Source organism: Actinosynnema sp. ALI-1.44 (genome assembly GCF_001984155.1).
GTDB lineage: Bacteria > Actinomycetota > Actinomycetes > Mycobacteriales > Pseudonocardiaceae > Kibdelosporangium.
The window spans coordinates 242,855-266,389 of the sequence record NZ_MTQO01000050.1; the positions used below are offsets into that span (position 1 = coordinate 242,855).

General features: G+C 68.9%; 23 protein-coding genes. 10 read left to right on the forward strand and 13 right to left on the reverse strand.

Annotated features, from left to right (window positions below):
- Positions 1-10 precede the first annotated feature (10 nt).
- Positions 11-415: an acyl-CoA thioesterase gene (locus tag ALI144C_RS33590; RefSeq protein WP_076991222.1), complete on the forward strand. Its 405-nt coding sequence runs from the start codon at positions 11-13 to the stop codon at positions 413-415.
- Here the strand turns inward: ALI144C_RS33590 and ALI144C_RS33595 are convergent.
- On the reverse strand, positions 409-915 hold the full coding sequence (locus ALI144C_RS33595; RefSeq protein ID WP_168211409.1) for a GNAT family N-acetyltransferase: 507 nt from the start codon (positions 913-915) through the stop codon (positions 409-411). The two genes, ALI144C_RS33590 and ALI144C_RS33595, sit on opposite strands and share 7 nt — an antisense overlap.
- A gap of 130 nt (positions 916-1,045) precedes the next feature.
- On the opposite strand from ALI144C_RS33595, the gene ALI144C_RS33600 reads away from it, so the two are divergent.
- Entirely contained in the window at positions 1,046-2,260 is a 1,215-nt protein-coding gene (locus ALI144C_RS33600; protein WP_076991224.1) for a GNAT family N-acetyltransferase, read from the forward strand.
- 78 nt (positions 2,261-2,338) lie between these two features.
- Positions 2,339-3,088 (forward strand): hypothetical protein, encoded by a 750-nt coding sequence (locus ALI144C_RS33605; protein WP_076991225.1) that lies wholly within the window; start codon positions 2,339-2,341, stop codon positions 3,086-3,088.
- Positions 3,089-3,137: 49 nt separating this feature from the next.
- Here ALI144C_RS33605 and ALI144C_RS33610 read toward each other — a convergent pair whose 3' ends face one another.
- The 3 genes from ALI144C_RS33610 to ALI144C_RS33620 are packed head-to-tail and all read right to left on the reverse strand — an operon-like array spanning position 3,138 to position 5,152.
- Positions 3,138-3,806 (reverse strand): HNH endonuclease family protein, encoded by a 669-nt coding sequence (locus tag ALI144C_RS33610; RefSeq protein ID WP_076991226.1) that lies wholly within the window; start codon positions 3,804-3,806, stop codon positions 3,138-3,140.
- A 56-nt stretch (positions 3,807-3,862) separates the two neighbouring features.
- Positions 3,863-4,672, reverse strand: a complete 810-nt coding sequence (locus ALI144C_RS33615) for an Fpg/Nei family DNA glycosylase (protein ID WP_076991227.1) — start codon at positions 4,670-4,672, stop codon at positions 3,863-3,865.
- A gap of 12 nt (positions 4,673-4,684) precedes the next feature.
- Positions 4,685-5,152 carry a ribose-5-phosphate isomerase gene (locus ALI144C_RS33620; protein ID WP_076991228.1) on the reverse strand — a complete coding sequence of 156 codons (468 nt, stop codon included), beginning with the start codon at positions 5,150-5,152 and terminating at the stop codon, positions 4,685-4,687.
- A gap of 41 nt (positions 5,153-5,193) precedes the next feature.
- Here ALI144C_RS33620 and ALI144C_RS33625 point away from each other — a divergent pair, with 41 nt between their 5' ends.
- Complete coding sequence (locus tag ALI144C_RS33625; protein WP_076991229.1) at positions 5,194-5,883, forward strand: 2-phosphosulfolactate phosphatase; 690 nt, start codon at positions 5,194-5,196, stop codon at positions 5,881-5,883.
- Positions 5,880-6,563, forward strand: a complete 684-nt coding sequence (locus ALI144C_RS33630; RefSeq protein ID WP_076991230.1) for an MBL fold metallo-hydrolase — start codon at positions 5,880-5,882, stop codon at positions 6,561-6,563. Before ALI144C_RS33625 ends, ALI144C_RS33630 begins: the two co-directional genes overlap by 4 nt.
- Here the strand turns inward: ALI144C_RS33630 and ALI144C_RS33635 are convergent.
- Together ALI144C_RS33635 and ALI144C_RS33640 are read right to left on the reverse strand one after the other, a co-directional pair.
- Positions 6,535-7,965 (reverse strand): aldehyde dehydrogenase family protein, encoded by a 1,431-nt coding sequence (locus ALI144C_RS33635; RefSeq protein ID WP_076991231.1) that lies wholly within the window; start codon positions 7,963-7,965, stop codon positions 6,535-6,537. The genes ALI144C_RS33630 and ALI144C_RS33635 overlap by 29 nt on opposite strands.
- Positions 7,966-8,048: 83 nt before the next feature.
- Positions 8,049-8,678 carry a mycothiol-dependent nitroreductase Rv2466c family protein gene (locus tag ALI144C_RS33640; protein WP_076991526.1) on the reverse strand — a complete coding sequence of 210 codons (630 nt, stop codon included), beginning with the start codon at positions 8,676-8,678 and terminating at the stop codon, positions 8,049-8,051.
- An 89-nt stretch (positions 8,679-8,767) separates the two neighbouring features.
- Between ALI144C_RS33640 and pepN the strand changes: the two genes are divergently transcribed.
- A complete protein-coding gene (pepN, locus tag ALI144C_RS33645; RefSeq protein ID WP_076991232.1) occupies positions 8,768-11,332 on the forward strand; it encodes an aminopeptidase N in 2,565 nt (854 codons plus the stop codon).
- Between the two features lie 74 nt (positions 11,333-11,406).
- Here pepN and ALI144C_RS33650 read toward each other — a convergent pair whose 3' ends face one another.
- Together ALI144C_RS33650 and ctaJ are read right to left on the reverse strand one after the other, a co-directional pair.
- Positions 11,407-11,901: a DUF5130 family protein gene (locus ALI144C_RS33650; RefSeq protein ID WP_076991233.1), complete on the reverse strand. Its 495-nt coding sequence runs from the start codon at positions 11,899-11,901 to the stop codon at positions 11,407-11,409.
- Positions 11,888-12,142: an aa3-type cytochrome oxidase subunit CtaJ gene (gene ctaJ / locus ALI144C_RS33655; protein ID WP_076991234.1), complete on the reverse strand. Its 255-nt coding sequence runs from the start codon at positions 12,140-12,142 to the stop codon at positions 11,888-11,890. Before ctaJ ends, ALI144C_RS33650 begins: the two co-directional genes overlap by 14 nt.
- A 468-nt stretch (positions 12,143-12,610) precedes the next feature.
- Here ctaJ and ALI144C_RS59210 point away from each other — a divergent pair, with 468 nt between their 5' ends.
- A complete protein-coding gene (locus tag ALI144C_RS59210; RefSeq protein ID WP_441297584.1) occupies positions 12,611-12,952 on the forward strand; it encodes a hypothetical protein in 342 nt (113 codons plus the stop codon).
- A gap of 18 nt (positions 12,953-12,970) precedes the next feature.
- Here ALI144C_RS59210 and ALI144C_RS33665 read toward each other — a convergent pair whose 3' ends face one another.
- Positions 12,971-13,507, reverse strand: coding sequence for an HNH endonuclease (locus ALI144C_RS33665; RefSeq protein WP_076991527.1), 537 nt, complete (start codon positions 13,505-13,507; stop codon positions 12,971-12,973).
- Between the two features lie 525 nt (positions 13,508-14,032).
- Here ALI144C_RS33665 and ALI144C_RS33670 point away from each other — a divergent pair.
- From ALI144C_RS33670 to ALI144C_RS33680, 3 genes are all read left to right on the forward strand, one after another.
- Positions 14,033-14,998, forward strand: coding sequence for a mechanosensitive ion channel family protein (locus ALI144C_RS33670; protein WP_076991236.1), 966 nt, complete (start codon positions 14,033-14,035; stop codon positions 14,996-14,998).
- A gap of 12 nt (positions 14,999-15,010) precedes the next feature.
- Positions 15,011-15,394 (forward strand): globin, encoded by a 384-nt coding sequence (locus tag ALI144C_RS33675; RefSeq protein ID WP_076991237.1) that lies wholly within the window; start codon positions 15,011-15,013, stop codon positions 15,392-15,394.
- A 69-nt stretch (positions 15,395-15,463) separates the two neighbouring features.
- Entirely contained in the window at positions 15,464-17,017 is a 1,554-nt protein-coding gene (locus tag ALI144C_RS33680; protein ID WP_237774443.1) for a glycoside hydrolase family 13 protein, read from the forward strand.
- Between the two features lie 7 nt (positions 17,018-17,024).
- Here ALI144C_RS33680 and ALI144C_RS33685 read toward each other — a convergent pair whose 3' ends face one another.
- The 4 genes from ALI144C_RS33685 to ALI144C_RS33700 form a co-directional block, all read right to left on the reverse strand.
- Positions 17,025-17,309 (reverse strand): hypothetical protein, encoded by a 285-nt coding sequence (locus ALI144C_RS33685; RefSeq protein WP_076991239.1) that lies wholly within the window; start codon positions 17,307-17,309, stop codon positions 17,025-17,027.
- 70 nt (positions 17,310-17,379) lie between these two features.
- Entirely contained in the window at positions 17,380-18,030 is a 651-nt protein-coding gene (locus ALI144C_RS33690; protein ID WP_076991240.1) for a hypothetical protein, read from the reverse strand.
- Entirely contained in the window at positions 18,023-18,457 is a 435-nt protein-coding gene (locus ALI144C_RS33695; RefSeq protein ID WP_168211410.1) for an acyl-CoA thioesterase, read from the reverse strand. Before ALI144C_RS33695 ends, ALI144C_RS33690 begins: the two co-directional genes overlap by 8 nt.
- 45 nt (positions 18,458-18,502) lie before the next feature.
- Positions 18,503-23,458, reverse strand: coding sequence for an NAD-glutamate dehydrogenase (locus ALI144C_RS33700; RefSeq protein WP_076991529.1), 4,956 nt, complete (start codon positions 23,456-23,458; stop codon positions 18,503-18,505).
- Positions 23,459-23,535: the final 77 nt, after the last annotated feature.

The following is a 23,535-nucleotide window of genomic DNA, read 5'->3' on the forward strand; positions in this document are numbered from 1 at the left end:
ACAATGTGTCATGTTCGTGCACAGGATCAGGGTTCGCTACAGCGAGTGCGATCAGCAGGGAGTGATGTTCGTCGGGCATTACATGTTCTACTACGACGTCGCGTTGACCGAGTTGTGGCGCGCGCACGTGTGCAGCTATCAGGAGATGGTCGAGAAGGGCGCCGACATGATGGTCGCCGAGTCGCGGCTCCGTTACGTGCGCAGCGCCGCGTTCGACGACGAGGTCGACATCGAGATGCCCGTCCACCACCTCGGCACCACGAGCATGGTCGTCCTGCCCCGGTTCCGGGTCCGCGGTGAACTGATCACCGAAGGCGAGATCAGGCACGTCTTCGTCGACCCCGCCACCAACCAGAAGAAACCGATCCCCGACTTCGTCCGCGCGGCTCTGTCCGCTCTGGACCAGCCTCAGTGACGCAGGTGCCGGATGCTGCGGACGTACTCCAGTTCCAGCACCGGCCTGCCGTCCCCGTAGTCCCATTCCCGCCTGCGCCCCGACTCGCGGAACCCCTCCTTGCGGTAGAAGTGCCGTGAGCGGTTCGCGCCGGACAGCGTCCACACTCTGATGTCGCGGTGCCGCGCCTCGGCGAGCGCCTCCTGCACGCGCTGCATCAGCGTGGACGCGACGCCGGTCCCCCACGCCGACGGGCGTGCGTAACACGCGAAAATCTCACCTTTGCCGTCTTCGCCGGACGTCCCGAAATGGCTGAAGGCCACCACCCGGTGGCCGCGTTCGGCGAGCAGCACCGTACCGCGCAGGTCGCCGTCGGCCAGCAGATCCGCCCATTGGCCGCGGCGGATCTCCACCTGCGCGGCCAGGAACCGCGATTCGAACAAGTCCCGGTACGCCACACGCCAGGCTTCCGCGTGCACCTCGCCGATGCTCGCCGAGTCCTCGGCGTGTGCCTCTCGCACCAGAGTCAGGGTGTCCAGGCGCATGGATCCCTACCCCACGTCATTCCCCGCTCGGCCGGAAATTGCGCACACCATACGTCCACAGGAAACTCAGTGGCAACATCTGGCCGGTTCGATTAGGAATGCGAGGGTGCCAGAGTTCACCGTACGCACCGCCACCGACGCCGACTTCACCACCGTGTTCACCACGTTCATGTCCGCATTCCTGCACGAGATCAAGGACAAGGACGAAGAGTGGTACCGCCACGAGTGGGACCCCGGCCGGATGCACGTCGCGTTCGACGGCGACGAGTGCGTCGGCACAGCAGCCGTCCTGACCCGGCGGATGACGCTGCCCGGCGTCGGGTCGCGGCCGTTCGCGGCGGTCACCACCGTCACGGTGAAGGTGGACCAGCGCAGGCGTGGCGCGCTGACGCAGCTGATGCGGGCACAGCTGCACGAATTGCACGACAAGGGCCTTGAGCCAGTCGCCGCGCTGTGGGCGTCGGAAGGCGGGATCTACGGCCGCTTCGGCTACGGCGTGGCCTCGCAGTACACGCGGGCGAGCATTCCGAAGGGCCTGCGGTTCCGGCCGGGCACGGATGTCGGTGAGCACCGGGTCCGGCTCGTACCCCGTGAGCAGGCGCTTCCGCTCGTCAAAGGGATCTACGACCGGATCGCGCCCCAGCGAACCGGCTGGCTGTCGCGCGACGAGCAGGCATGGACGCTGTACCTGTGGGACGACGAGGCCGACCGGGAAGGCTCCTCGGCACTGACCTTCGCTGTCCACCCGGACGGGTACGTGATTTACCGGACCAAGCGCAAAGAGGGCGACCGCGGCCCGCAAGGCGAACTCGGTGTGTACGAGTTCGCCGCCGACACCCCGGTGGCCGCGGCCGCGCTCTGGCGTTTCCTGCTCGACTTCGATCTGATCTCGGAAATCGACGCGCCGCTGCCGGTCGACGATTCCCTGATCCACGTGGTGGCCGACGCCCGCCAGATCGTGCGCAAGCAGCGGGACGCGCTGTGGGTGCGTCTGGTCGACGTGGACCGCGCGCTCGCCGAGCGCCGGTACTCCGCGCCGCTGGACACCGTGCTCGAGGTGACCGACGAGCTGTGCCCGTGGAATCAGGGCAGGTGGCGGCTGGTCGTGGACTCGTCCGGCGCCGCGACCGTCGAACGGACCGACGCCGAGCCGGACCTGGCCATGGACGTCGTGGTCCTCGGCGCGGTGTACCTCGGCGGCCCGCGGCTGACCGAGCTGGCCGCCTCGGGACGCGTCCGCGAGGTCACTCCCGGGACGCTGATTCCGGCATCTCGGGCATTTCTGGCTGACGATCAGCCATTCTGCCCCGAGGTGTTCTGACGCACATGTCGGGAACCGACACGGTAGCGTTCGACGTTGTCCAATTTGAGGACTTCGAAGCGCTCGAGTGGAGGCGTCGTGGGCACGGCCATCGTGGTGGTTGTACTGATTGTCGTGGTGGGTGGGCTGATCTTCATCGCCGCCAACAAGCGGGCGACAGCTCGGCGCAACGAGCTGGAGAACGCCAAGGCCGACGCGCGCCGCTGGGTCGAACGGCTCGGTGGCCAGGTGATGAACCTGACCGGCACCGACGAGGCGTCCAAGCAGGCCTTGGCCGACGCGTCCGAGCGCTACACCGCCGCCGGATCGCAGATGGACCAGGTGCAGACGGCCGAGCAGGCCAAGCTGGTGACCAAGACGGCGTTGGAAGGCCTGTACTACGTGCGGGCCGCGCGTGAGGCGATGGGCCTGGACCCGGGGCCCGCGCTGCCGGAGGACCGCGAGCAGGCCGAGGCAGGCCGCGTCACCGACGACCGCCGGGTCAACGTCGAAGGCCACGAGTACGCGGCGTCGGCGCGGCCGGGCGAAGGCACGCCGTACTACTACCCCGGTGGTCGCGTCGCGGGCCGTCCGGTGCCGCAAGGCTGGTACAGCGAGCCGTGGTGGAAGCCCGCGCTCGTCGCCGGTGCTTGGGGTGTCGGTACGTTCCTGCTGTTCGACGCGATGTTCTCGGGCATGCACGGTATCCCCGACGCCGCGGCGTGGGAGTCCGGATACGACGCCGGGCAGGCCGACGCCATGGCCGACACGGGCGGTGACGGCGGCGGCGACATGGGCGGCGACTGGGGTGACTTCGGCGGCGGCGATTTCGGCGGCGGGGACTTCTGATTTCCTGGAGCCAGAGAGCGGGCGGTCCGGCGACGGGCCGCCCGTTTCCCTATGCGCAGCTGCTGAGTGCGCGTTCGAGGGCGGTGCGTTCGCTGGCTGTCGTGGTCAACGCGTAGTCGGCTTTGACACCGACGTAGATCCGGGCGTACGAGCAGGCGTAGCCCGTGTTGGGCGGCATCCACTTGTCCGGTGTCTTGTCGCCCTTGGACTGATTGACTTTCCCTTGCACGGCAACGAGGTTGCGCAGGTCGTTGGCGGCGGTCGCCCGGCGGCCGACGTCCCAGCCCGCCGCGCCCGAGCGCCACATCTCCGCCAGCGGCACCACGTGATCGATCTGGATCTTGGCCACACTGGTGATCGTTTCCCCGGTGTACGGGTCTTTCAGCGTGCCCGACGTGACCGAGCAACGCCCTTCCTTCCTGACCACGTCGGCCAGGTCACGGGCGAGGACCTGGCTGCGCTGGTCGCAGCCGTCGCCGTCGACGTCCAGCCACGGCTGCCCGAACACGCAGGTTTCGCCTTTGTCGCAGGAACGTTCGTAGCCGTTGAGCGACGCCGGGGCCTGGGCGACCAGCGCGGCGAGTTTCGCCTTCGCGGTCGCGGCGTCCGGTGTGCCGGTGGGAATCGTCTGGACCGGCACGTTCTGGCCGGGTCCCGTCTGACCAGGTAAGGCGGCGCAGCTCGACAACAGCAGGGCAAGCAACACGACACGGACCATGCCGGTCGGATACCCGCGCCGCGTCGGCGCGAACGACGCCGGTCAGCCGAAAGGCGTTACTCCGCTTGGCAGGTGGGGCACCAGAAGAGGTTGCGCCCGGCCAGTTCCGTCTTGGCCACCGGAGTGCCGCAGACATAGCAGGGCAGCCCGTCACGCCGGTAGACGTAGACCTCGCCGCCGTGCGCGTCCTTGCGCGGCTCGCGGCCCATCACCTCGGGCATGTGCTCGGGCCGGACCGTGTCGATCTGCCCGGCTTTCACGCCGTGGTTCATCAGGTCGACCAGGTCGTTCCAGATCTCCTTGTACAGCGTCTGCTCGAGCTGCCTGCCCGGCAGCAGCGGCGGGATACCGTGCCGGAACAGGACTTCGGCGCGGTAGACGTTGCCCACTCCGGCGATCACGGCCTGGTCCATCAGCAGCGCCGCCAGCGGCACGCGGGAGCGGGAGATCCGCTGCCACGCCCGCTCCGGGTCGGCGTCGCGGCGCAGCGGGTCCGGACCCAGCCGCGCGCGCAACGCCGCCACCTGGTCGGCTGTCCAGAGTTCACACGCGTTCGGACCGCGCAGGTCTGTCCAATGTGTACGCCCGACCAGCCGCATCCTGACCTGTCCGACCGGGTCGAGCAGGGGCAGCTTGCGCTCGTCGAAGATGCCGAGCAGACCGAGGTGGATGTGCACGACCGCATCCGGCCCGTACACGTGGAACAGGTGTTTGCCGTGCGCTTCGGCGCGCACCAGCTTCCGCCCGTCCAAAACAGACGCCTGGGCGGCGAACCGGCCCTGTGGGCTGGACACCTCGACCGGGTGGCCCGCGTAGCGGCGGTGGTGCATCCGGGCGTGCCGGTGCAGCGTGTGACCTTCAGGCATTTGCCCGGAAGTCTACTCCGGCAACGTGGGCGGGGTGCCCGTGCGCTCGTAGTCCAGGATCAGGTCGATCCGGCGCTGGTGCCGGCCGCCTTCGAAGTCCGTGGCCAGGAACGCGTCGACGATTCCCGCCGCTTCCTCGGGGGTGTGCATCCGCGCGCCCACCGCCACGATCTGGGCGTTGTTGTGCTGACGGCCCAGCTTCGCGGTCTCGACGTTGTACGCCAGCGCCGCGCGGCAGCCCTCGACCTTGTTGGCCGCGATCTGCTCACCGTTGCCGGATCCGCCGATCACGACGCCGAGGCTGCCGTCGTCGCCGACCACGCGCCGCGCCGTCTCGATGCAGAACGGCGGGTAGTCGTCCTGCGCGTCGTAGGCATGGGGGCCCACGTCGACCACGTCGTGGCCAGCCTGATTGAGGTGGTCCACCAGATAAGTCTTCAGCTCGTAACCGGCATGGTCACTTCCGAGATACACACGCACGCGCCGAAGTGTGCCATGGACGGGCCTGGAAGGCTGGAGGCATGTTCACTCAGGACGGCTTCGGCGTACGGCTGGAATGGGGCATGGACGGCGTGGAAGCGCTGGCCCCGCACTGCACGGTACTGGTCATCGTGGATGTGTTGAGCTTCACGACCTCGGTCGACCTGATCGTGGGGCAGGGCGCGCGACTGGCGCTGCGGGCGCCGTCGGCGGAGTCGACCGGGCTGCGGCGTCCCAGCGATCTCAAGTCCGTCCAAGCGGGCACGGAGATCGCCTTCACCTCCCCCAACGGCGGCAGGCTCTGCGAGCGGGCCGCTCAGCAGACCCGGGTGATGGCGGGGTGCCTGCGCAACGCCGCCGCGGTCGCGGACAAGGCGATCGACCTGGCCGACCGCGGACCCATCGGTGTTGTCCCCGCCGGTGAGCAGTGGGGCGTGAACATGCACGAGCGGGGCAAGTCCGGCCCGTTGCGGGTGGCGTTGGAGGACTACGTCGGGGCGGGCGCGATCGTGTCGGCGCTGCTGGCCGAGGGGTACAACCCGGCGTCGCCGGAGGCGGCGTTCGCCGCGACCTCGTACCGCACGGCCGAGCCGTACCTGGCGGAGCTGCTGGGCGGCTGCGGGTCCGGCCTGGAACTGGGCGACAAGGGCCTGTCGGAGGACATCGCGCTGGCGGGCCAGGTCAACGTCAGCAAGGCCACGCCGACGTTGATCAACGGTGTGTTCCAGTGATCGAGGTCGCCGACGGCGTCTACGCGATCCGGCACGAGGAACTGGACCTGACCACAGGTCTGGTGGTCGGCGACGAGCAGTGCCTGGTGATCGACACCCCGGGCGACCACGTCCAAGGCGCCGCGCTGGCTGACAAGATCATGACTGTCACGGACAAGCCGTGGCAGGTCGTGTACACGCACAACCACTTCGACCACTGGTACGGCACCGGCCCGTTCATGCCGTGCGAGGTGTGGGCGAACGAGAACTTCCGGTTCGATCCCGAGGAGCGCATGACCTGGGTTCAGCGCTACCTGGACGACGGCAAGCCCGGACTCGCCACCGCGATGGAGGAATCCGAACTCGTCACACCGACGAGGACCTTCACCGCCGAGGCCGAGATCGACCTGGGCGGCCGGAAGGTCGTACTCCGTCACTTCGGTCCCGCGCATTCGTTCTGCGACACCGTGATCGAGGTGCCGGACACGCGGTCCGTCTTCGCGGGCGACCTGGTCGAGCACCCGCACTACATCGAGGACTCGTTCGGGGACGGCGACGTGACCCGGTGGCCCGCGGCGCTGGAAGCGTTGCTGGCACTGGATCCCGTCGTCGTGGTCCCCGGGCACGGCGACCCGGTCGACGCGGAGTTCGTCGCCGGGCAGCGTGAGGTCCTTATCGCTGGATGGCCTTCAGCTCGGTGAACTCCTCGATGCCGTACTTGCCGAGCTCACGGCCGTTGCCGGACTGCCGGTAGCCGCCGAACGGCGCCAGCGGGTTGAACGAGCCGCCGTTGATGCTGACCTGGCCGGTGCGCATCCGCTTGGCCACCGCCAGCCCGCGCTCCGGGTCGCCGGAGAAAACCGAGCCCGACAGGCCGTACACAGTCGAGTTGGCGATCTCGACGGCTTCGTCCTCGTCGCGGTACGGCAGCACGGACAGCACGGGGCCGAAGATCTCCTCCTGCGCGATCACCATGTCGGGGCGCACGTTCGCGAACACCGTCGGCGGCACGTACGCGCCCTTGGCGGGCAGCCCGGAGGTGTCCTCGCCGCCGAACGCGACCGTCGCGCCTTCCTCGACGCCCTTGGCGATGTAGCCGAGGACGCGGTTGCGTTGCGCGGTCGAGGACATCGGCCCGATGCGGGTGCCGTCCTCGTTCGGGTCGCCCACGGTGTACTTCCCGGCCGCGGCGGCGGCCAGTTCGACGATCTCGTCGTGCTTGTCGGCGGGCACGAGCATGCGTGTCCAGGCGGTGCACGTCTGGCCGCCGTTGATGTACGCGTTCGCGATGCCCTTCTTCACAGCCGCGCCCAGGTCGGCGTCGTCGAGGATCACGTTGGCGGACTTGCCACCCAGTTCCAGTGACACGCGCTTGACGGTGCCCGCGGCGGCGGTCGTGACGAGCTTGCCCGCGCGGGTCGAGCCGGTGAACGACACCATGTCGACGCCGGGGTGCGCCGCGATCGCCGCACCGACGACCGGGCCGGTGCCGTGCACCAGGTTCACCACGCCCGCGGGCACACCGGCGGACTCGAGCACAGCCATGAACAGGCCTGCGGTCAACGGGCTGATCTCGCTGGGCTTGAGCACGACCGTGTTGCCCGCCGCCAGCGCCGGGACGATCTTGGCCACGATCTGGTGCAGCGGGTAGTTCCACGGCGTGATGCAGCCGACGACGCCGATCGGTTCGCGCAGCACGAGGGAGTTGCCGATCTCCTCGCTGAACGCGAACCCGCCGTCCAGCAGGTCGGCGACGCTGGTGGTGACCGCGATCGGCAGGGAAGCCTGCACGTTGACGGAGAACGACAGCGGTGACCCCATCTCGGCGGTGATCGTCGCGGCCATCTCGTCGCGCCGTGCGCCGAGCTCGGTGCCGATCCGCCGCAGCAACGCCACCCGATCCTCGACCGACGTCCGCGACCAGCTGGTGAACGCGCGGGAGGCCGCTCGCACGGCCGCGTCCACGTCGGCGGCGGTGCCCGCGGGCACCGCCGCGATCACCTCGTCCGTCGCGGGGTTCACCACGTCGATGGTGTCCGGCCCGCCGTCGAGCTGCTGGCCGTCGATCACGTGGCCGGTCCGAGTGGTGACAGGGGCCGCCATGGGTCACTCCCTCAAGTCGGTGGTGCCGGAACGAGCACTACAGGCACCACCGACCTTAGAACGCCGGGTAACTCACGGGTAACTCAGTTGAAGTTCAGCTCACCCGAGCGTGTGCGCTTGAGTTCGTAGAAGTCCGGGTAGCTCGCGAGCAGCCGGGCCCCGTCGAAGACGTCGAGCGCCTGCTGGCCACGCGGGATGCTGGTGAGCACCGGGCCGAAGAACGCGACACCGTCGATGTGGATCGTCGGCGTGCCCACGTCCATGCCCACCGGGTCCATGCCCTCGTGGTGGCTCTTGCGGAGCGCCTCGTCGTAGTCGGTCGAGGTGGCCGCCTCGGCGAGTTCCGCGGGCAGGCCGACGTCGGCGAGTGCCTCGGCGATGACGGCGTCGTAGTCCTTGCGCCCCTCGTTGTGCAGGCGGGTGCCCAACGCGGTGTACAGGTCGCGCAGCACCTCTTCCCCCTTTGCCTGCGCGGCGGCGATGGCGACACGCACGGGGCCCCACGCGTTGTCCAGCAGCTTGCGGTAGTCCGCGGGCAGGTCGCGGCCTTCGTTGAGGACCGAGAGGCTCATCACGCGGAACCTCAGGTCGATCTTCCTGTGCTTCTCCACCTCGAGGATCCAGCGGGAGGAGATCCACGCGAACGGGCAGACCGGGTCGAAGTAGAAATCGACCTTGGCAGTTTGGTCTGTATTGGCGGTATCGGCGCTCATGTCCTGCACAACCGGATCGGCCGTCAACATCTTCCCCGAAGGCGTGATTGGATACCGTTGTCAACTTCCAGTCGAACCTGAGGTGATCAGTGGCCGCCCCCAACCTGACCAGAACCCAAGCCCAGCAGCGCGCCGAGCTGCTCGAGGTCGGCTCCTACGCGATAGCGCTGGACCTGACCGACGGCGCGGGCCAGCCAGGAGAGGGCACCTTCACCTCCCGCACGACCGTGCGGTTCCGCAGCCGCGAGACCGGCGCGGACTCGTGGGTGGACATCGTCGCCGAGTCGGTGACCAGTGCCACACTCAACGGCGTCGAGCTGGACGTGTCCGGCTACCGCGAGGACGACGGCATCAAGCTGCCGAACCTGGCCGAGTCCAACGAGCTCGTGGTCGAGGCGCAGTGCCGGTACATGAACTCCGGCGAAGGCCTGCACCGGTTCGTCGACCCGGTCGACAACGGCGTCTACCTGTACACGCAGTTCGAGACCGCGGACGCCAAGCGCGTGTTCACGTGCTTCGACCAGCCGGACCTGAAGTCCACCTACCAGATGACGGTGACCGCGCCGTCGGACTGGAAGGTCGTGTCGAACTCCGCGATCGCGTCGGAGGCCGCGACCGGCTCCGGCGCGGTGACCCGCGTCTTCGAGACCACCAAGCCGATGTCGACCTACCTGGTGGCGATCGTCGCGGGCCCGTACGCGGAATGGCGCGACGTGTACAGCGAACCGGGCGAAGAGGACATCCCGCTCGGCCTGTACTGCCGGGCCTCGCTGGCCGAGCACCTGGACGCCGAGCGGCTGTTCGAGGAGACCAAGCAGGGTTTCGCCTTCTACCACAAGAACTTCGGCGTCCGGTACCCGTTCGGCAAGTACGACCAGGCGTTCGTGCCGGAGTTCAACGCCGGCGCGATGGAGAACGCGGGCTGCGTGACCTTCCTCGAGGACTACGTCTTCCGCAGCCGCGTCACCCGCTACCTGTACGAGCGGCGCAACGAGACGCTGCTGCACGAGATGGCGCACATGTGGTTCGGCGACCTGGTGACCATGCGCTGGTGGGACGACCTGTGGCTGAACGAGTCGTTCGCCACGTTCGCCAGCGTCTTCGCGCAGGCCTCGGTGACCGAGTACAAGCACGCGTGGACCAGCTTCGCCAACATCGAGAAGTCGTGGGCCTACCGGCAGGACCAGCTGCCGTCCACGCACCCGGTGGCCGCGGACATCCAGGACCTGGAAGCGGTCGAGGTCAACTTCGACGGCATCACGTACGCCAAGGGCGCCTCGGTGCTCAAGCAGCTCGTCGCCTACGTCGGCGAGGACAACTTCCTGTCCGGGCTGCGGGTGTACTTCGCCAAGCACGCCTGGGGCAACGCGACCCTGGCGGACCTGCTCGGCGCGTTGGAGGAGGCGTCCGGCCGCGACCTGTCGTGGTGGAGCGCGCAGTGGCTGGAGACGACCGGCCTGAACTCGTTGAGCCCGTCGTTCAAACTCGACGCGGACGGCAAGTTCACCGAGTTCGCCGTGACGCAGGGCGGCGCGAAGCCGGGCGCGGGCGAGCTGCGCACGCACCGCGTGGCGGTCGGCGTGTACGACGACGTGGACGGCAAGCTCGTGCGCACGCACCGCGTCGAAGCCGATGTCGACGGCCAGCGCACCGCGATCCCCGAGCTGGTCGGTGTCCCGCGCGGCAAGCTGGTGCTGGTCAACGACGACGACCTGAGCTACTGCACCATGCGGCTCGACCCGGGTTCGCTGGAGACCCTGATCGACCGGATCTCCGACATCGCCGAGCCGTTGCCGCGCACGCTGTGCTGGTCGGCCGCGTGGGAGATGACGCGCGAGGCCGAGCTCAAGGCCCGCGACTTCGTGGCACTGGTGATCAGCGGGGTGGCCGCGGAGACCGAGATCGGTGTCGTGCAGCGGTTGCTGCTGCAGGCACAGACCGCGTTGTCCTCGTACGCCGACCCGGCGTGGGCGCCGGAGGGCTGGCGGCTGCTCACCGACCGGCTGGTCGAGCTCGTGCTCGCCGCGGCACCCGGTTCGGACCACCAGCTCGGGTTCGTCTCGGCGCTGGCGTCGTCCGTGCTGGACGACGAGAAGATCGCGCTGGTGCGGGGCTGGCTGGACGACTCGGCGCCGTTGGACGGCCTCGTCGTGGACACCGACCAGCGGTGGCGGCTGCTGTCCACGTTGGTCGCGCACGGCGCCGCGGGCGCCACCGAGGTCGAGGCCGAGCTGGCGCGTGACTCGACCGCGACGGGCAAGCGGCACGCGGAGCGCGCGTTGGCGTTGCGGCCGGACGCGGAGTCCAAAGCGGAGGCGTGGCAGCGCGCCGTGCACGACGACGACCTGCCGAACGCGGTCAACGAGGCGATCATCGCCGGGTTCTCCCACCCCGGCCAGAAGAAGCTGATCGCGTCCTACGCGGAGAAGTACTTCGAGGACGTCGCCGACGTCTGGGAGCGGCGGTCCAGCGAGCGGGCGCAGCCGGTCGTGCTCGGCCTGTTCCCGGCGTGGCACGTGGACCGCAGCACGGTCGAGGTGGCGGACGCGTGGCTGGCTCAGGAGCGGCCGCCCGCGTTGCGGCGCCTGGTTTCCGAGGGCCGGGCGGGCATCGTCCGAGCCCTCGCCGCGCGCGAGTTCGACCAGCAGTCCTAGCAAAAACCCCTCGTGAGTGGGTGGTCCGGTTCTGACCGGACCACCCACTCACGAGGGGTGAGCTGGGGTTTTGCTTACTGGGCGGGGGTGCCTGCCTGGTCGGCCAGCATGCGCAGGCCGCTGACCAGTCCACCGACCAGGTCGCCTTCCTTGAAGGACGCGACCAACGCCATCACGACCAGCTTCAGGCCGCGGTCGGGCAGGCGGCGGGAGGCTTCCTCACCGGTGACGATCTCGACCGCGCGCTGGCCCGGGGAGACCGCGATCAGCACGGAGTGGCTGACGTCGGCGCTGGTGGCGTGCAGGCGCTCGGCCTCCACCCTGGTGTCGCCGCCGGTGCCGAGCGGTCCCAGGTAGACGCTGAAGGCCAGCTTCGCCGCACGGGACGCCAGAGTCAGCGCCTCGTCCAAGCGGGACAGCTGGACCGGCGTGAACGGCAACGGGGGCGTGGCCTCCTCGTAGGCCCGCGCGATGGACAGGCGTCCGGTGTTCGTGACGACCGTGCCTTCCGGAAGCTGCGACTCGTCGATGACGGCCGGACCGGCCTTGACGACCTCACCAGCTGCCACGGGCACCTCCCCAAGCGGTCCGCGCGTTCGGCGCGGAGTCAGCGTTGTCGTCACCGGCGTGCGCCGGCTGCGCCGTCCCCGCTGGGTTGGCGGTCCACCAGACAGGCGGGTAGTCCCAGTCCTGCCCTGGCCGGTACCTCGGGGTCTTTGCGGCACGCTCGCGCAGCGTCAGCAACGCCACGGCGCCGTAGATGGCCGCCGGGATCACTACGAAGACGAGAATTGTCTCGACCGGGCTCACCCGTCAAAGGTAACCGACACCCCTCCACTTGGGAGAGTTGGCCCCGGTGTCCGCCCCAGTGGGCGTGTCACTCAGTGGGAGGCGTTCCGACTCCGGACAGTCTTATGTCCTGCGGCTTTGGTAACCCGTATGCGCCATGTGTCCCCCAACCGTGTCCCGCACCCGGCTGAGCGGGTAGCGGCGAACGGCCGTATCAATCCCAAACCGAACGGTTGGACCTTCTTGACGGCTTGCGGGTTTTGTCGAACCCTCATAACTTTCACCTGTACGGACCTTGCGGACCCGCTCGAATCGCTACTTCTCACGTTTGAGTCACGAGGAGGACCTGCCATGGCCACGATGACGACCCCCGATCAGGCGACCGTCGACGCTCTGTTCGCTGCATTGTGTGATGGGTACGCCGAGGGAACCCGAGTCACGGCAGGCACCCGCGTCACTCGTGGCACTCGGGTCACTCGCGGAACGAGGGTGACGGCCGATGCGGAAGGTACCCGCGTAACTTGCGGAACCCGCGTCACCCGGGGCACTCGCGTCACGCGCGGCACGCGTGTCACGTCCGGTACACGCGTCACCCGTGAGGGCACCCGTGTGACGCGTGAAGGTACCCGCGTCACCGCAGGTACCCGCGTCACCCGCGAAGGAACCCGAGTCACGGCCGGCACTCGCGTGACCCGTGAAGGAACTCGAGTCACTCGCGAGGGCACTCGCGTGACCTGCGGAACGCGCGTCACCCGGGGCACTCGCGTCACGAGGGGCACCCGCGTCACCCGCGGGACTCGTGTCACCGCGGGTACTCGCGTCACCTCCTGAGCGTTCCGCCAGAGAGGGTCAGGCGGCGGGCTCGCCCAGGTAGGGCAGCCAGAGCGGGTCGGCGTCGGCCACCCCGGCGAGCAGGCGCCAGTGCGGCCCGCGAGGCGCCGCGGGCACGACCCTCAGCCGCCAGCCCAACTCGCTGAGCAGCTTGTCAGCCTTCTTGTGATTGCACTTCGCGCAACTGGCCACACAGTTCTGCCACGTGTGGGGACCCCCACGGCTGCGCGGCACGACGTGATCTATAGTTTCCGCCCGACCGCCGCAGTAAGCGCATCTGTAGCGGTCTCGGTGCATCAGACCGGCACGGGTCAACGGCACGCGCCCGCGGTAGGGCACGCGCACGTAGTTGCTCAGCCTGATCACCGACGGGATCTCCACACCGGACGTGGCGGAATGCATCACGATTCCGGTCGGATCGCCGTGCACGACCTCAGCCTTGCCACAGACCACGAGCACGACTGCCCGCCGCAACGGCAACGCGGTGAGCGGCTCGAACGTGGCATTGAGTAACAGGACCCTGCGCCTGCCCCACGGCGCTACCGGCGCCGATATGGGTTCCGGGAGCGCAGGCGGCCCCGTCGATACGGTCGACGCCGAACGCTGGTCCGCAGCTGGCAGTTGCGGGTGCAGCGCTGTCAGCGACGCGTTCACGGTGCCGGTTGCACCATGTTTCGCGCCGCTGATCGGAGTCGGTTTTCGGTCGAGCACGCGACCACCTCCACCGGGGTGCAGGCCATAGTCGACCACAAACCACACCCCTCGCGCACGTGTGTTGGCATACGTGTCACGTCCCAACTCGTCAAAACCCCCGTGAACGGGTGCTGAACGCCCGCGTTCTAATGGTCACGAACTCCCGTTCGCAACCACTAGTGGTCACGAACGGAAGTCTGTCGGGGGTCTCGACGGCCCAGCTTCCCGCTGGACGCACCGGCCAAAGGCGCCGGTACAACCCCGGTACCGGCCCCTTCGTCCGGCACGCCCAGCGAAAACCTGGATCCGCCGAATACCCCCAACGAACTCCCGTTCGCAACCACTAGCCTGGCGCAAGCCCCAGTCCCCCACCGCAAGATCGGATCGATGAATCCCCTAGGTCTCGAGCCCCCCGCCTGCGTGAAAGAGGACGGAACACTGTGCAAGGCGGTGTTCCAGATGACCGACAACACCTGGGTGGCGGGGGCGGTGCACTGGCTGGCCAACGCCCCGTTGCGGATCCTCATCATCCTGGTGGTGGCGTTCGCCATCCGGTTCATGGCGCGGCGCACCATCGACCGGCTCGCCAAGGGCGCGAGCAACGGCAAGACCCCCCGGCTGCTGCGGCCGCTCAAGGAGCGGGCCCCGCAGGCTGTCGGCGCGCTGGTGTCCGAGCGGCGCCAGCAGCGCGCGCAGACCATCGGCTCGGTGATGAAGTCGCTGGTCTCGTTCCTGGTCTACGGCCTGGCGTTCATCCTGATCCTCGGCGAGATCGGGATCGACCTCGGGCCGATCATCGCCTCGGCCGGGATCGTCGGTGTCGCGATCGGTTTCGGCGCGCAGAACCTGGTCAAGGACTTCCTGTCCGGCGTGTTCATGATGCTGGAGGACCAGTACGGCGTCGGTGACATCGTCGACGTGGGCCCCGCGACGGGAACCATCGAGTCCGTCGGGCTGCGGGTGACCACGTTGCGCGACGTGAACGGCACGGTCTGGTACGTGCGCAACGGCGAGATCCTGCGGGTCGGCAACTCCAGCCAGGGCTTCGCGGTCGCCGTGGTGGACATCCCGCTGGCCTACAGCGCGGACATCGAGGCCGCGACGGACGTGATCCAGCGCATCATGACCGCCGAGGTCGCGGTCGAACCGGTGTCCGACGACGTGCTGGAACCACCGGAGCTGCTGGGTGTGGACAAAATCACACCGGAGAGCATCACCGTGCGGCTGACGGTCAAGGTCCGCGCCGGTCGGCAGTGGGCCGTGCAGCGTGCCCTGCGCGCGCGGATCATCCCGGCGCTGGAGGAAGCGGGCATCGAACCGCCCCTCGGCCGCCTCTACGGCCAGCCGAAGTAGGACAATGGTGACGTGACCCAGGCGCAGAGTTTCTACCAGGCCGTCGGTGGCGAGGAGACGTTCCACCGGATCGTCGCGAGGTTCTACGCCGAGGTGGCCAAGGACGAGATCCTCCGGCCGATGTACCCGGAGGAGGACCTCGGACCGGCCGAGGAGCGGCTGCGGCTGTTCCTGATGCAGTACTGGGGCGGTCCGCACACGTACTCCGACAACCGCGGTCACCCGCGGTTGCGGATGCGGCACCAGCCGTTCCAGATCGGGCCGATCCAGCGGGACGCATGGTTGCGGTGCATGCGGATCGCGGTCGACGAAGCGGGACTGTCCGAGGAACACCGGACGCAGTTGTGGGGCTACCTCGAGATGGCGGCGAACAGTCTGCTCAACAGCTGGGTCTGAGTGATCTTGGGCGAACAGTTAGCTGTTTTCCAGCCGAACCAGCCCCTGACAATGGCAGGATTACCCACCGTGCCAACACACGCCGACGGACCCTGGTGGCAGAACGCGGTTTTCTACCAGGTGTACGTCAGATCGTTCGCCGACTCCGACGGCGACGGGGTCGGTGACCTCGACGGGATCCGGTCCCGGCTGGGCTACCTGGAACTGCTCGGCGTCGACGCGCTGTGGCTGACGCCGTTCTACACCTCCCCGATGGCGGACCACGGGTACGACGTGGCCGACCCGCGCGACGTGGACCCGGTCTTCGGTGATCTGGAGAAGTTCGACCTGCTGGTGGCGGAAGCGCACGAGCGCGGCATCCGGGTGACGATCGACCTGGTGCCCAACCACACCAGCGACCAGCACCCGTGGTTCGCCGCCGCGGTGCAGGCCGGACCGGGTTCGCCGGAGCGCGAGCGGTACTGGTTCCGGCAGGGGTCGTACCCGCCGAACAACTGGACGAGCGTCTTCGGCGGGCCCGCGTGGACCCAGTTGCCGGACGGCGACTGGTACCTGCACCTGTTCGCGCCCGAACAGCCGGACCTGAACTGGGCGAACCCCGACGTGGCCGCCGACCTCGAACGGACACTGCGGTTCTGGCTCGACCGGGGCGTCGACGGGTTCCGCATCGACGTGGCGCACGGCATGGCCAAGCCCGACTCGTTGCCGGACATGGATCCGGCTGTCGCGGCGCAGGGTGCCGGACTCCTGCACGACAACGCGGTCGACCCGAGGTTCGACAACGACGGCGTGCACGAGGTGCACCGGATGATCCGCAAGGTGCTCGACAGCTACCCGGACACCATGGCGGTCGGCGAGATCTGGGTGAAGGGCGACGACCGGTTCGCCCGTTACGTCCGCCCGGACGAACTGCACCTGGGGTTCAACTTCCGGCTCGTGGACGCGGACTTCGACGCCGACGCGGTCCGCACGGCCATCGACGGCTCCCTGCGCGCGGCCGGCGAGAGCACGCCGACGTGGACGCTGTCCAACCATGACGTCGTACGGCACGTCACTCGATACGGTGACGGAGAACTCGGGTTGCGCCGCGCACGGGCGATGACGTTGGTCGAGCTCGCCCTGCCGGGGTCCGTGTACCTGTACAACGGCGAAGAACTGGGCCTGGCCACTGTCGAACTGCCCGAGTGGGCGTTGCAGGACCCGATCTGGGAACGGTCGGGGCACACGCAGCGCGGCCGCGACGGCAGCCGGATTCCCGTTCCGTGGGAAGGAACCGAGCCGCCGTACGGGTTCTCCACGACCGCCGACACCTGGCTGCCGATGCCGTTGGAGTGGGCGCCGCTGACGGTCGAGGCCCAACTGGAGGACGAGGACTCCACGCTGTCGCTGTACCGGCACGGCATCGAGATCCGCAAGACGCACGAGGCGTTCACCGGGACCGAGATCGAGTGGTACGGCGCTCCCGCCGGGTGTTTCGCGTTCCGCCGCAAGGGTGGCGGGCTGATCTGCGCGTTGAACACCTCGCCCGCGCCTGTCCCGGTCCCGCCGGGTGAGGTGCTGCTGGCCAGCCTGCCGCTCGTGGACGGCCAACTGCCCCCGGACGCGGCCGTCTGGCTCGTCTGAGGGCCTGTCAGGATCCGCCGCTGAAGTCGCCGCCCATGTCGGTGGCTCCCGTGTCGCCTGAGTCGTCGGTCAAGGCGTCGTAGACGTACAGGCCCGCCGCGAGCGTCGCCGCACCGCGCAGTCCGTCACCGAGCCGGGTGTGCTTGAGCTGCTGGACGCCCCGCTGGTCGTGTGCCGGGTCGTGGGCGCGGGGTTCCGGCCACGGCTCCGGGTCGGGGAAGGTCTCCGCGAGCCACTGTCCCGCCGGATCGGGCTCGTCGGGCTTCTTCTCGGCATCTGGTTTCTCGGGCATGGCACCAGCATGCCCTGCCGACCGGGCGATTGCTCCTTACGAGTGTCGAACGAACCTGATCAGGCAATTTTCAGACAAGCAGCGGCAACAGAGCGTGCCTGCGCCGTACCACTGCGCCGAACCTGGCGTCGATGCGCAGCCACGAGTCCGTCGCGGTGACCCGGACCTGCTCGTCCGGGCTCTCGTTGCCGAGGAAGCCCATGCCGGACATCGCGAACAGGCAGCGCAACGGCACTTTGATCTCCATACCGTCGCTGCTGACCGTGAGCACTGTCTGGTCGAGCAGTGACGCGGGCGGCGTACCGTGCGGGCCGGCGTTCTCGCGCGCGACCGACAGCCCCCGGTCGGCCAGCGACGACACGACCTCGGCGGGCAGCTGGTCGATGATCTGCCAGCCCTGGCCGGGCGGCAGCGCGGACCGCCACAGCAGGTCGCGCGGCAGGCCGGGGTCGACCGTCTCACCACGCACGATCGCCAGGCCCGCGAGCAGTTCGGTGGCCGACACCGTCACGTCCGCGGGATCCATCGCCCCGCGGACGGTCCGGGTGGCGAGCACGTCGAACGGGGTCGCCACCCAGGCGTCGATCAGGTCCTCACCGGTGGTGCCGCTGGTACGGGATTTGAGCCGGACCACCGAATCGCCGTCGAGCCGGACGGCCCTGGCGACGAACGCGCCCAGGTCGTCCCGCTCGTGCGAATCAGCGAAAGTCAGCTCAGACACCCTCGTCGCCCCCGGACCGCCAGCTTGCCAAGAAGTCGCGCTCCGCGGTCGTCAGGCGCCGCGGTCGCTCGTTCTCCAGATCGTACGGTGCCAGTGTCACGTCCGCGACGACGCCCACCTTGTCGTCCTCCGAAGGTCCACAGTGGACCTCCTGGTGGATGGTGAAGTCGGCCACCCGCAGCCTGCTGATCGACAGGCCGACGCGGAACGGGTTGCCGTTGACGAAAAGCGGTGCCTGGTACACCGCTTCCAGCCGAGCGACCACCAGCCCGCCGTCGACCAGGTCCGCGCCGTGCCGGGCGCCTTCGCCGTACAACAGCTGCAGCCGTGCTTCCTCGAGCAGCGTGATCGTCTGCGCGTGGTTGACGTGCCGGTACGAATCCATGTCGGACCAGCGCGGCCATACTGTCGCGTAGAAGACGCCCACACGAACCTCCCTGCGGTGTCGGTGCGGATTTCTCGGTGCAGTTCTTCAGCGGATCATGCTGCGGATCTGGCGCGCCGCCACGGACAACATGGCGAGATCCATCTGCTTGGCCGACTGCCGCAGTTCGTCGAGCGCTGTGCGCGCACGCGCCAACCGCGACGCGTTCGCCTTCTCCCAGTTCTCGATCTTCTGCCGCGCACTCTGACCCGGGTCGCTGTGCTGCAACGCGTCCAGCGTGATCGACCGCAACGACGAGTACACGTCGTCACGCAACGACAGCCGCGCCAAAGCATGCCAGCGATTGCCCCGCTCAAGGCCGCTGATGAACGTCAGCACTTGGTCCACGTTCAGGTGGTCGGCCATGGCGTAGTACAGCTCCGCGGTCTCCAGCGGGCTGCGTTCCATGTCCAGGCCCGTCTCGCGTTCGGCGAGCTCGGCCACCTCGATCACGTCCAGCAGGCCGTACGCGTCCAGCAGCGCCGCTATCCGCCTGGCCAGTGCCTCCGGCACGCCGTGCTCGACCAGCTGCGCGGTGTCGCGTTCCACCGCCTGCTTGGCCTCGCCGCGCAGCAGGTCGCCGACCTTGGGCGCGATCACCCTGATCACCTTGGCGAACCGGTTGATCTCCGCACCGACCGCCAGTGGCTGCGGCCGGTTGGACAGCAGCCACCGCGACGCGCGGTCCAGCAGCCGCCGGGTCTCCAGGACCATCTGGTCGGCGACCTCGGTCGGCACCCGGTTGTCCAGCGCGTCGATCTCCCGCCAGATCTCCGGCAGGTCGTAGACCCTCGTGACGACCGCGAAGGCGCGCACCGCGTCCGTTGCCGACGCGTTGATCTCCTCGGCCAGCCGGAACGGGTACGTGATGCCCGCGCCGTCGATGACCTCGTTGGCCAGCAGCGTCGTGGTGATCTCCCGGCTGAGCGGGTGCGCGGCGATCGCGTCGCCGAACCGCTCACGCAGCTGGCTCGGGAAGTACTCCGGCAGCCGGGCCGCGAACACGCCCTGGCCGGGCAGCTCACTGGCCAGCAGCTCCTCTTTCAGGCTCAGTTTGACGTGCGCGAGCAGCGTCGCCAGCTCCGGCGAGGTCAGGCCCTGGCCGATCTTCTCCATCTCGCGGAACTTCTGCTTGGTCGGCAGCGCCTCGAGCTCGCGGTCCAGGTCCAGCGCGGCGACCAGGCGGGCGTGCACCGACAGCATCGGCTCGGCGTGTGCCCGGCTGACACCCATCACGGCGTTCTGCCGGTAGTTGTCGGCCAGGACCAGGTCCGCGACCTCGTCGGTCATCTCGGCCAGCAGCTCGTTGCGCTGCGGACCGGTCAGCTGCCCCGCCGTGACCAGGTGGTCGAGCATGATCTTGATGTTGACCTCGTGGTCGGAGCAGTCCACCCCGGCCGAGTTGTCCAGCGCGTCGGTGTTGACCTTCCCGCCGGAGCGGGCGAACTCGATCCGGCCGCGCTGGGTCAGCCCCAGGTTGCCGCCCTCGCCGACGACCTTCACCCGCAGATCCGCGCCGTTCACGCGGAGCGAGTCGTTGGCCTTGTCGCCGACCTCGGCGTGCGACTCGGTCGACGCCTTGACGTACGTGCCGATACCGCCGTTCCACAGCAGGTCGACCTCGGCCAGCAGGATCGCCTTCATCAGCTCGAACGGCGACAGCTTCGTGGTGCCCTCCGGCAGGCCCAGCGCGGCGACCACCTCGTCGGACAGCGGGATCGACTTCGCCGACCGCGGCCAGATGCCGCCGCCCTTGCTGATCAGCGACCGGTCGTAGTCGTCCCACGACGACCGCGGCAGGTCGAACATGCGGCGCCGCTCGGCGTACGACGCGGCCGCGTCCGGGTTGGGGTCGATGAAGATGTGCCGGTGGTCGAACGCGGCGACCAGGCGGATGTGCTCGGACAACAGCATCCCGTTGCCGAACACGTCACCGGACATGTCACCGATGCCGACGACCGTGAAGTTCTCGGTCTGCGTGTCCACGCCGAGCTCACGGAAGTTGCGCTTCACGCTCTCCCACGCGCCACGCGCGGTGATGCCCATGGCCTTGTGGTCGTAGCCGACCGAGCCACCGGAGGCGAACGCGTCACCGAGCCAGAAGCCGTAGCCCGCGGCGACCTCGTTGGCGATGTCGGAGAACGTCGCCGTGCCCTTGTCCGCCGCGACCACGAGGTAGCTGTCGTCGCCGTCGTAACGCACGACCTGCGGCGCCTGGACCGTCTTGCCCGCTTCCAGGTTGTCGGTCAGGTCCAGCAGGCCGGAGATGAACATCCGGTAGCAGGCGATGCCCTCGCCCAGTTGCGCCTGGCGGTCGATGCCCGGGTCACCGGTCGGCACCGGCGGCCGCTTGACCACGAACCCGCCCTTCGCGCCCACCGGCACGATCACGGCGTTCTTCACCGCCTGCGCCTTGACCAGGCCGAGGATCTCCGTGCGGAAGTCCTCCCGGCGGTCGGACCACCGCAGGCCACCGCGCGCGACCGACCCGAACCGCAGGTGCACGCCCTCGACACGCGGCGAGTACACGAAGATCTCGAACCGCGGCCGTGGCTGCGGCAGCTCCGGCACCGCACGCGGGTCCAGCTTCAACGCCAGGTACGGGCGCGGTTTGCCGTCCGCGTCGGTGACCGCGTAGTTCGTCCGCAGGGTCGCGTTGATCAGCGTCAGCAGGCTGCGCAGGATCCGGTCCTCGTCGAGGCTGGTGACCTCGTCGATCATCCCGGCGATCTCGTCCACCTGGGTCTTGAGGCTGCCCAGCCGGGTCCGCTCGTCGGTGTTGACGTCGAACCGGCTCTCGAACAGCCGCACCAGCGCCGTGGCGACCTCGGTGTGCTTGAGGACCGTGTCCTCGATGTACTCCTGGCTGAACGGCGTGCCGGCCTGCCGCAGGTACCGCGAGTAGGCGCGCAGGATCGTGGCCTGCCGCCAGCTCACGCCCGCGCGCAGCACCAGCGCGTTGAACCGGTCCACCTCGGCGTCGCCGCGCCACACCGCCGCGAACGCCTCCTGGAACAGGGTTTTCGCGGCCGTCGCGTCCTCGTCGGAGCGGTGCTCCAGCACCGACGGGTCGATCCGCAGGCCGAAGTCGTAGATCCACCACGCCACGTCACCGTCGCTGCGCAGCTCGTACGGGCGCTCGTCGATCACCTCGACGCCCATCGCCGTGAGCACCGGCAGGACCTGCGACAGCGTGAGGCCGTCACCGCAGAGGAACAGCTTGAACCGCCGTTCCCCCGGCTTGGCGTCCTCGGGGACGTAGAACTGGATGTCCATGTCGCCGACGTCGCCCAGGGCCTGCAGCCTGCGCAGGTCCCGCAACGCCTCGGTGGCGGTGAAGTCCTCCTTGAAGGCCTCCGGGAAGACGTGCGCCAGGCGCTGCCCCTGCTGCGAGGCGGACTCGGAGCCGATCGACACCACGCCGGTGGTGCCGTTGCCGGTCTTCTCCCGCTGCTCGGCGACCACGGCCTCGGCCATCCGGTCCTCCCAGCTGCGGATGGCCAGCGTCAGCCGCTCCTGGATGCGCTGGACGTCCGGCTCGATCTGCTGCTGCGGATCGGTGTGCACGGTGAAGTACACCTGGGCCAGCGAGAACTCGCCGATGCGCGCGTTGTACTCCAGGTTGGCGCCGTTGAGCTCGTCCAGCAGGACTTCCTGCATGGCCAGCCGGGTGGTCGTGGTGTACCGGTCACGCGGCAGGAACACGAAGCACGAGAAGAACCGGCCGTACGGGTCGCGGCGCAGGAACAACCGCAGCCGCCGCCGGTCGGCCAGCGCGATCACACCGGTCGCGGTGGCGTACAACGACTCGGTGTCGGACGAGAACAGCTCGGCACGCGGCCAGTTCTGGATCACCTCGAGCATCCGCTGGCCGGAGTAGGACTCCAGCGGGAACCCGGCCTCGTGGATCACCTCGCGCACCCGGCGCTCGACGACCGGGATGTCCAGCACGTTCTCGTGCAACGCGGTCGTGGTGAACACACCGAGGAACCGGTGTTCGCCGGTGACCTGCCCGTCCTCGTCGAAAGTCTTCACACCGACGTAGTACGGGTACACCGAACGATGCACAGTGGACGGTGCGCTGGCCTCGGTGAGCACGAGCAGCTTCGGCGCGAGCGCGGTCGCCACGATCGAGTCGGGCCCGGCCGTCAGGCTGCGCGCGGCGAGGCTGTCCTGCCGCAGCACGCCGAGCCCGGAGGCGAGCACGGCCTTCAGCGCCGGGTCGCCGTCGCCCCGCACGAGCTCGTACTGGCGGTAGCCCAGGAAGGTGAAATGCCCGTCGGCGAGCCAGCGCAGCAGGTCGATGCCGTCCTGCACGTCCGTGCGCTCCAGCGGCGGCGGGTCGGCCTCCAGCTGGTCGGCGAGGTGGCAGGCCTGGCCGGCCATCTTGGCGGCGTCCTCGACGACCTCACGGACGTCGTTGAGCACCGAGTCGAGGCCGTTGGTGATGGCCCGGCCCCGGTCGGGGTCGGTGACCAGGTCGATCTCGATGTACATCCACGACTCGGCCAGCGCGTCGGCGGGCGGGTTGCCGGGGTCGGCGGTCGGCAGGACCTCACGCAGCGCGCCGGCGACGTCCCTGCGCACCACGACGATGGGGTGCACGACACGCTGGACCTGCACGCCGCTGCGGACCAGCTCGGCGCTGACGCTCTCCACCAGATACGGCATGTCGTCGGTGACGACCTGGATGACGGTCGCGGTGGTGGACCAGCCGTCCGTCTCGGCCGTCGGGTTGATCGGGCGGATCACCGGACGGCCGGGCACCCGCTGCGCGGCCAGGTCGAGGTGCGCGCGCACGGCACCGACCAGGTCGGCCGGAGCGAAGTCGATGACTTCCTCCGGTGGCACGTAGCGGTAGTAGAGCCGGATCAGGTCGGCGATCTCGGGGGCCGACCCGGCGGCGCCTGCCACCAACTCGTCCCTGATCTGCTCAGGGCTGGCGGGAGTGACGGCCTTCCCCGCGACGGTGTTCGGATGGGACTGGACTCCAGTCGAAGTCATGTTCTGCGGCTCCACGCTCATCGGCACCCTGCGCGGCACTTCGTTGTGCCAGATTGTTGTGCCTGCTGCGACCCAAC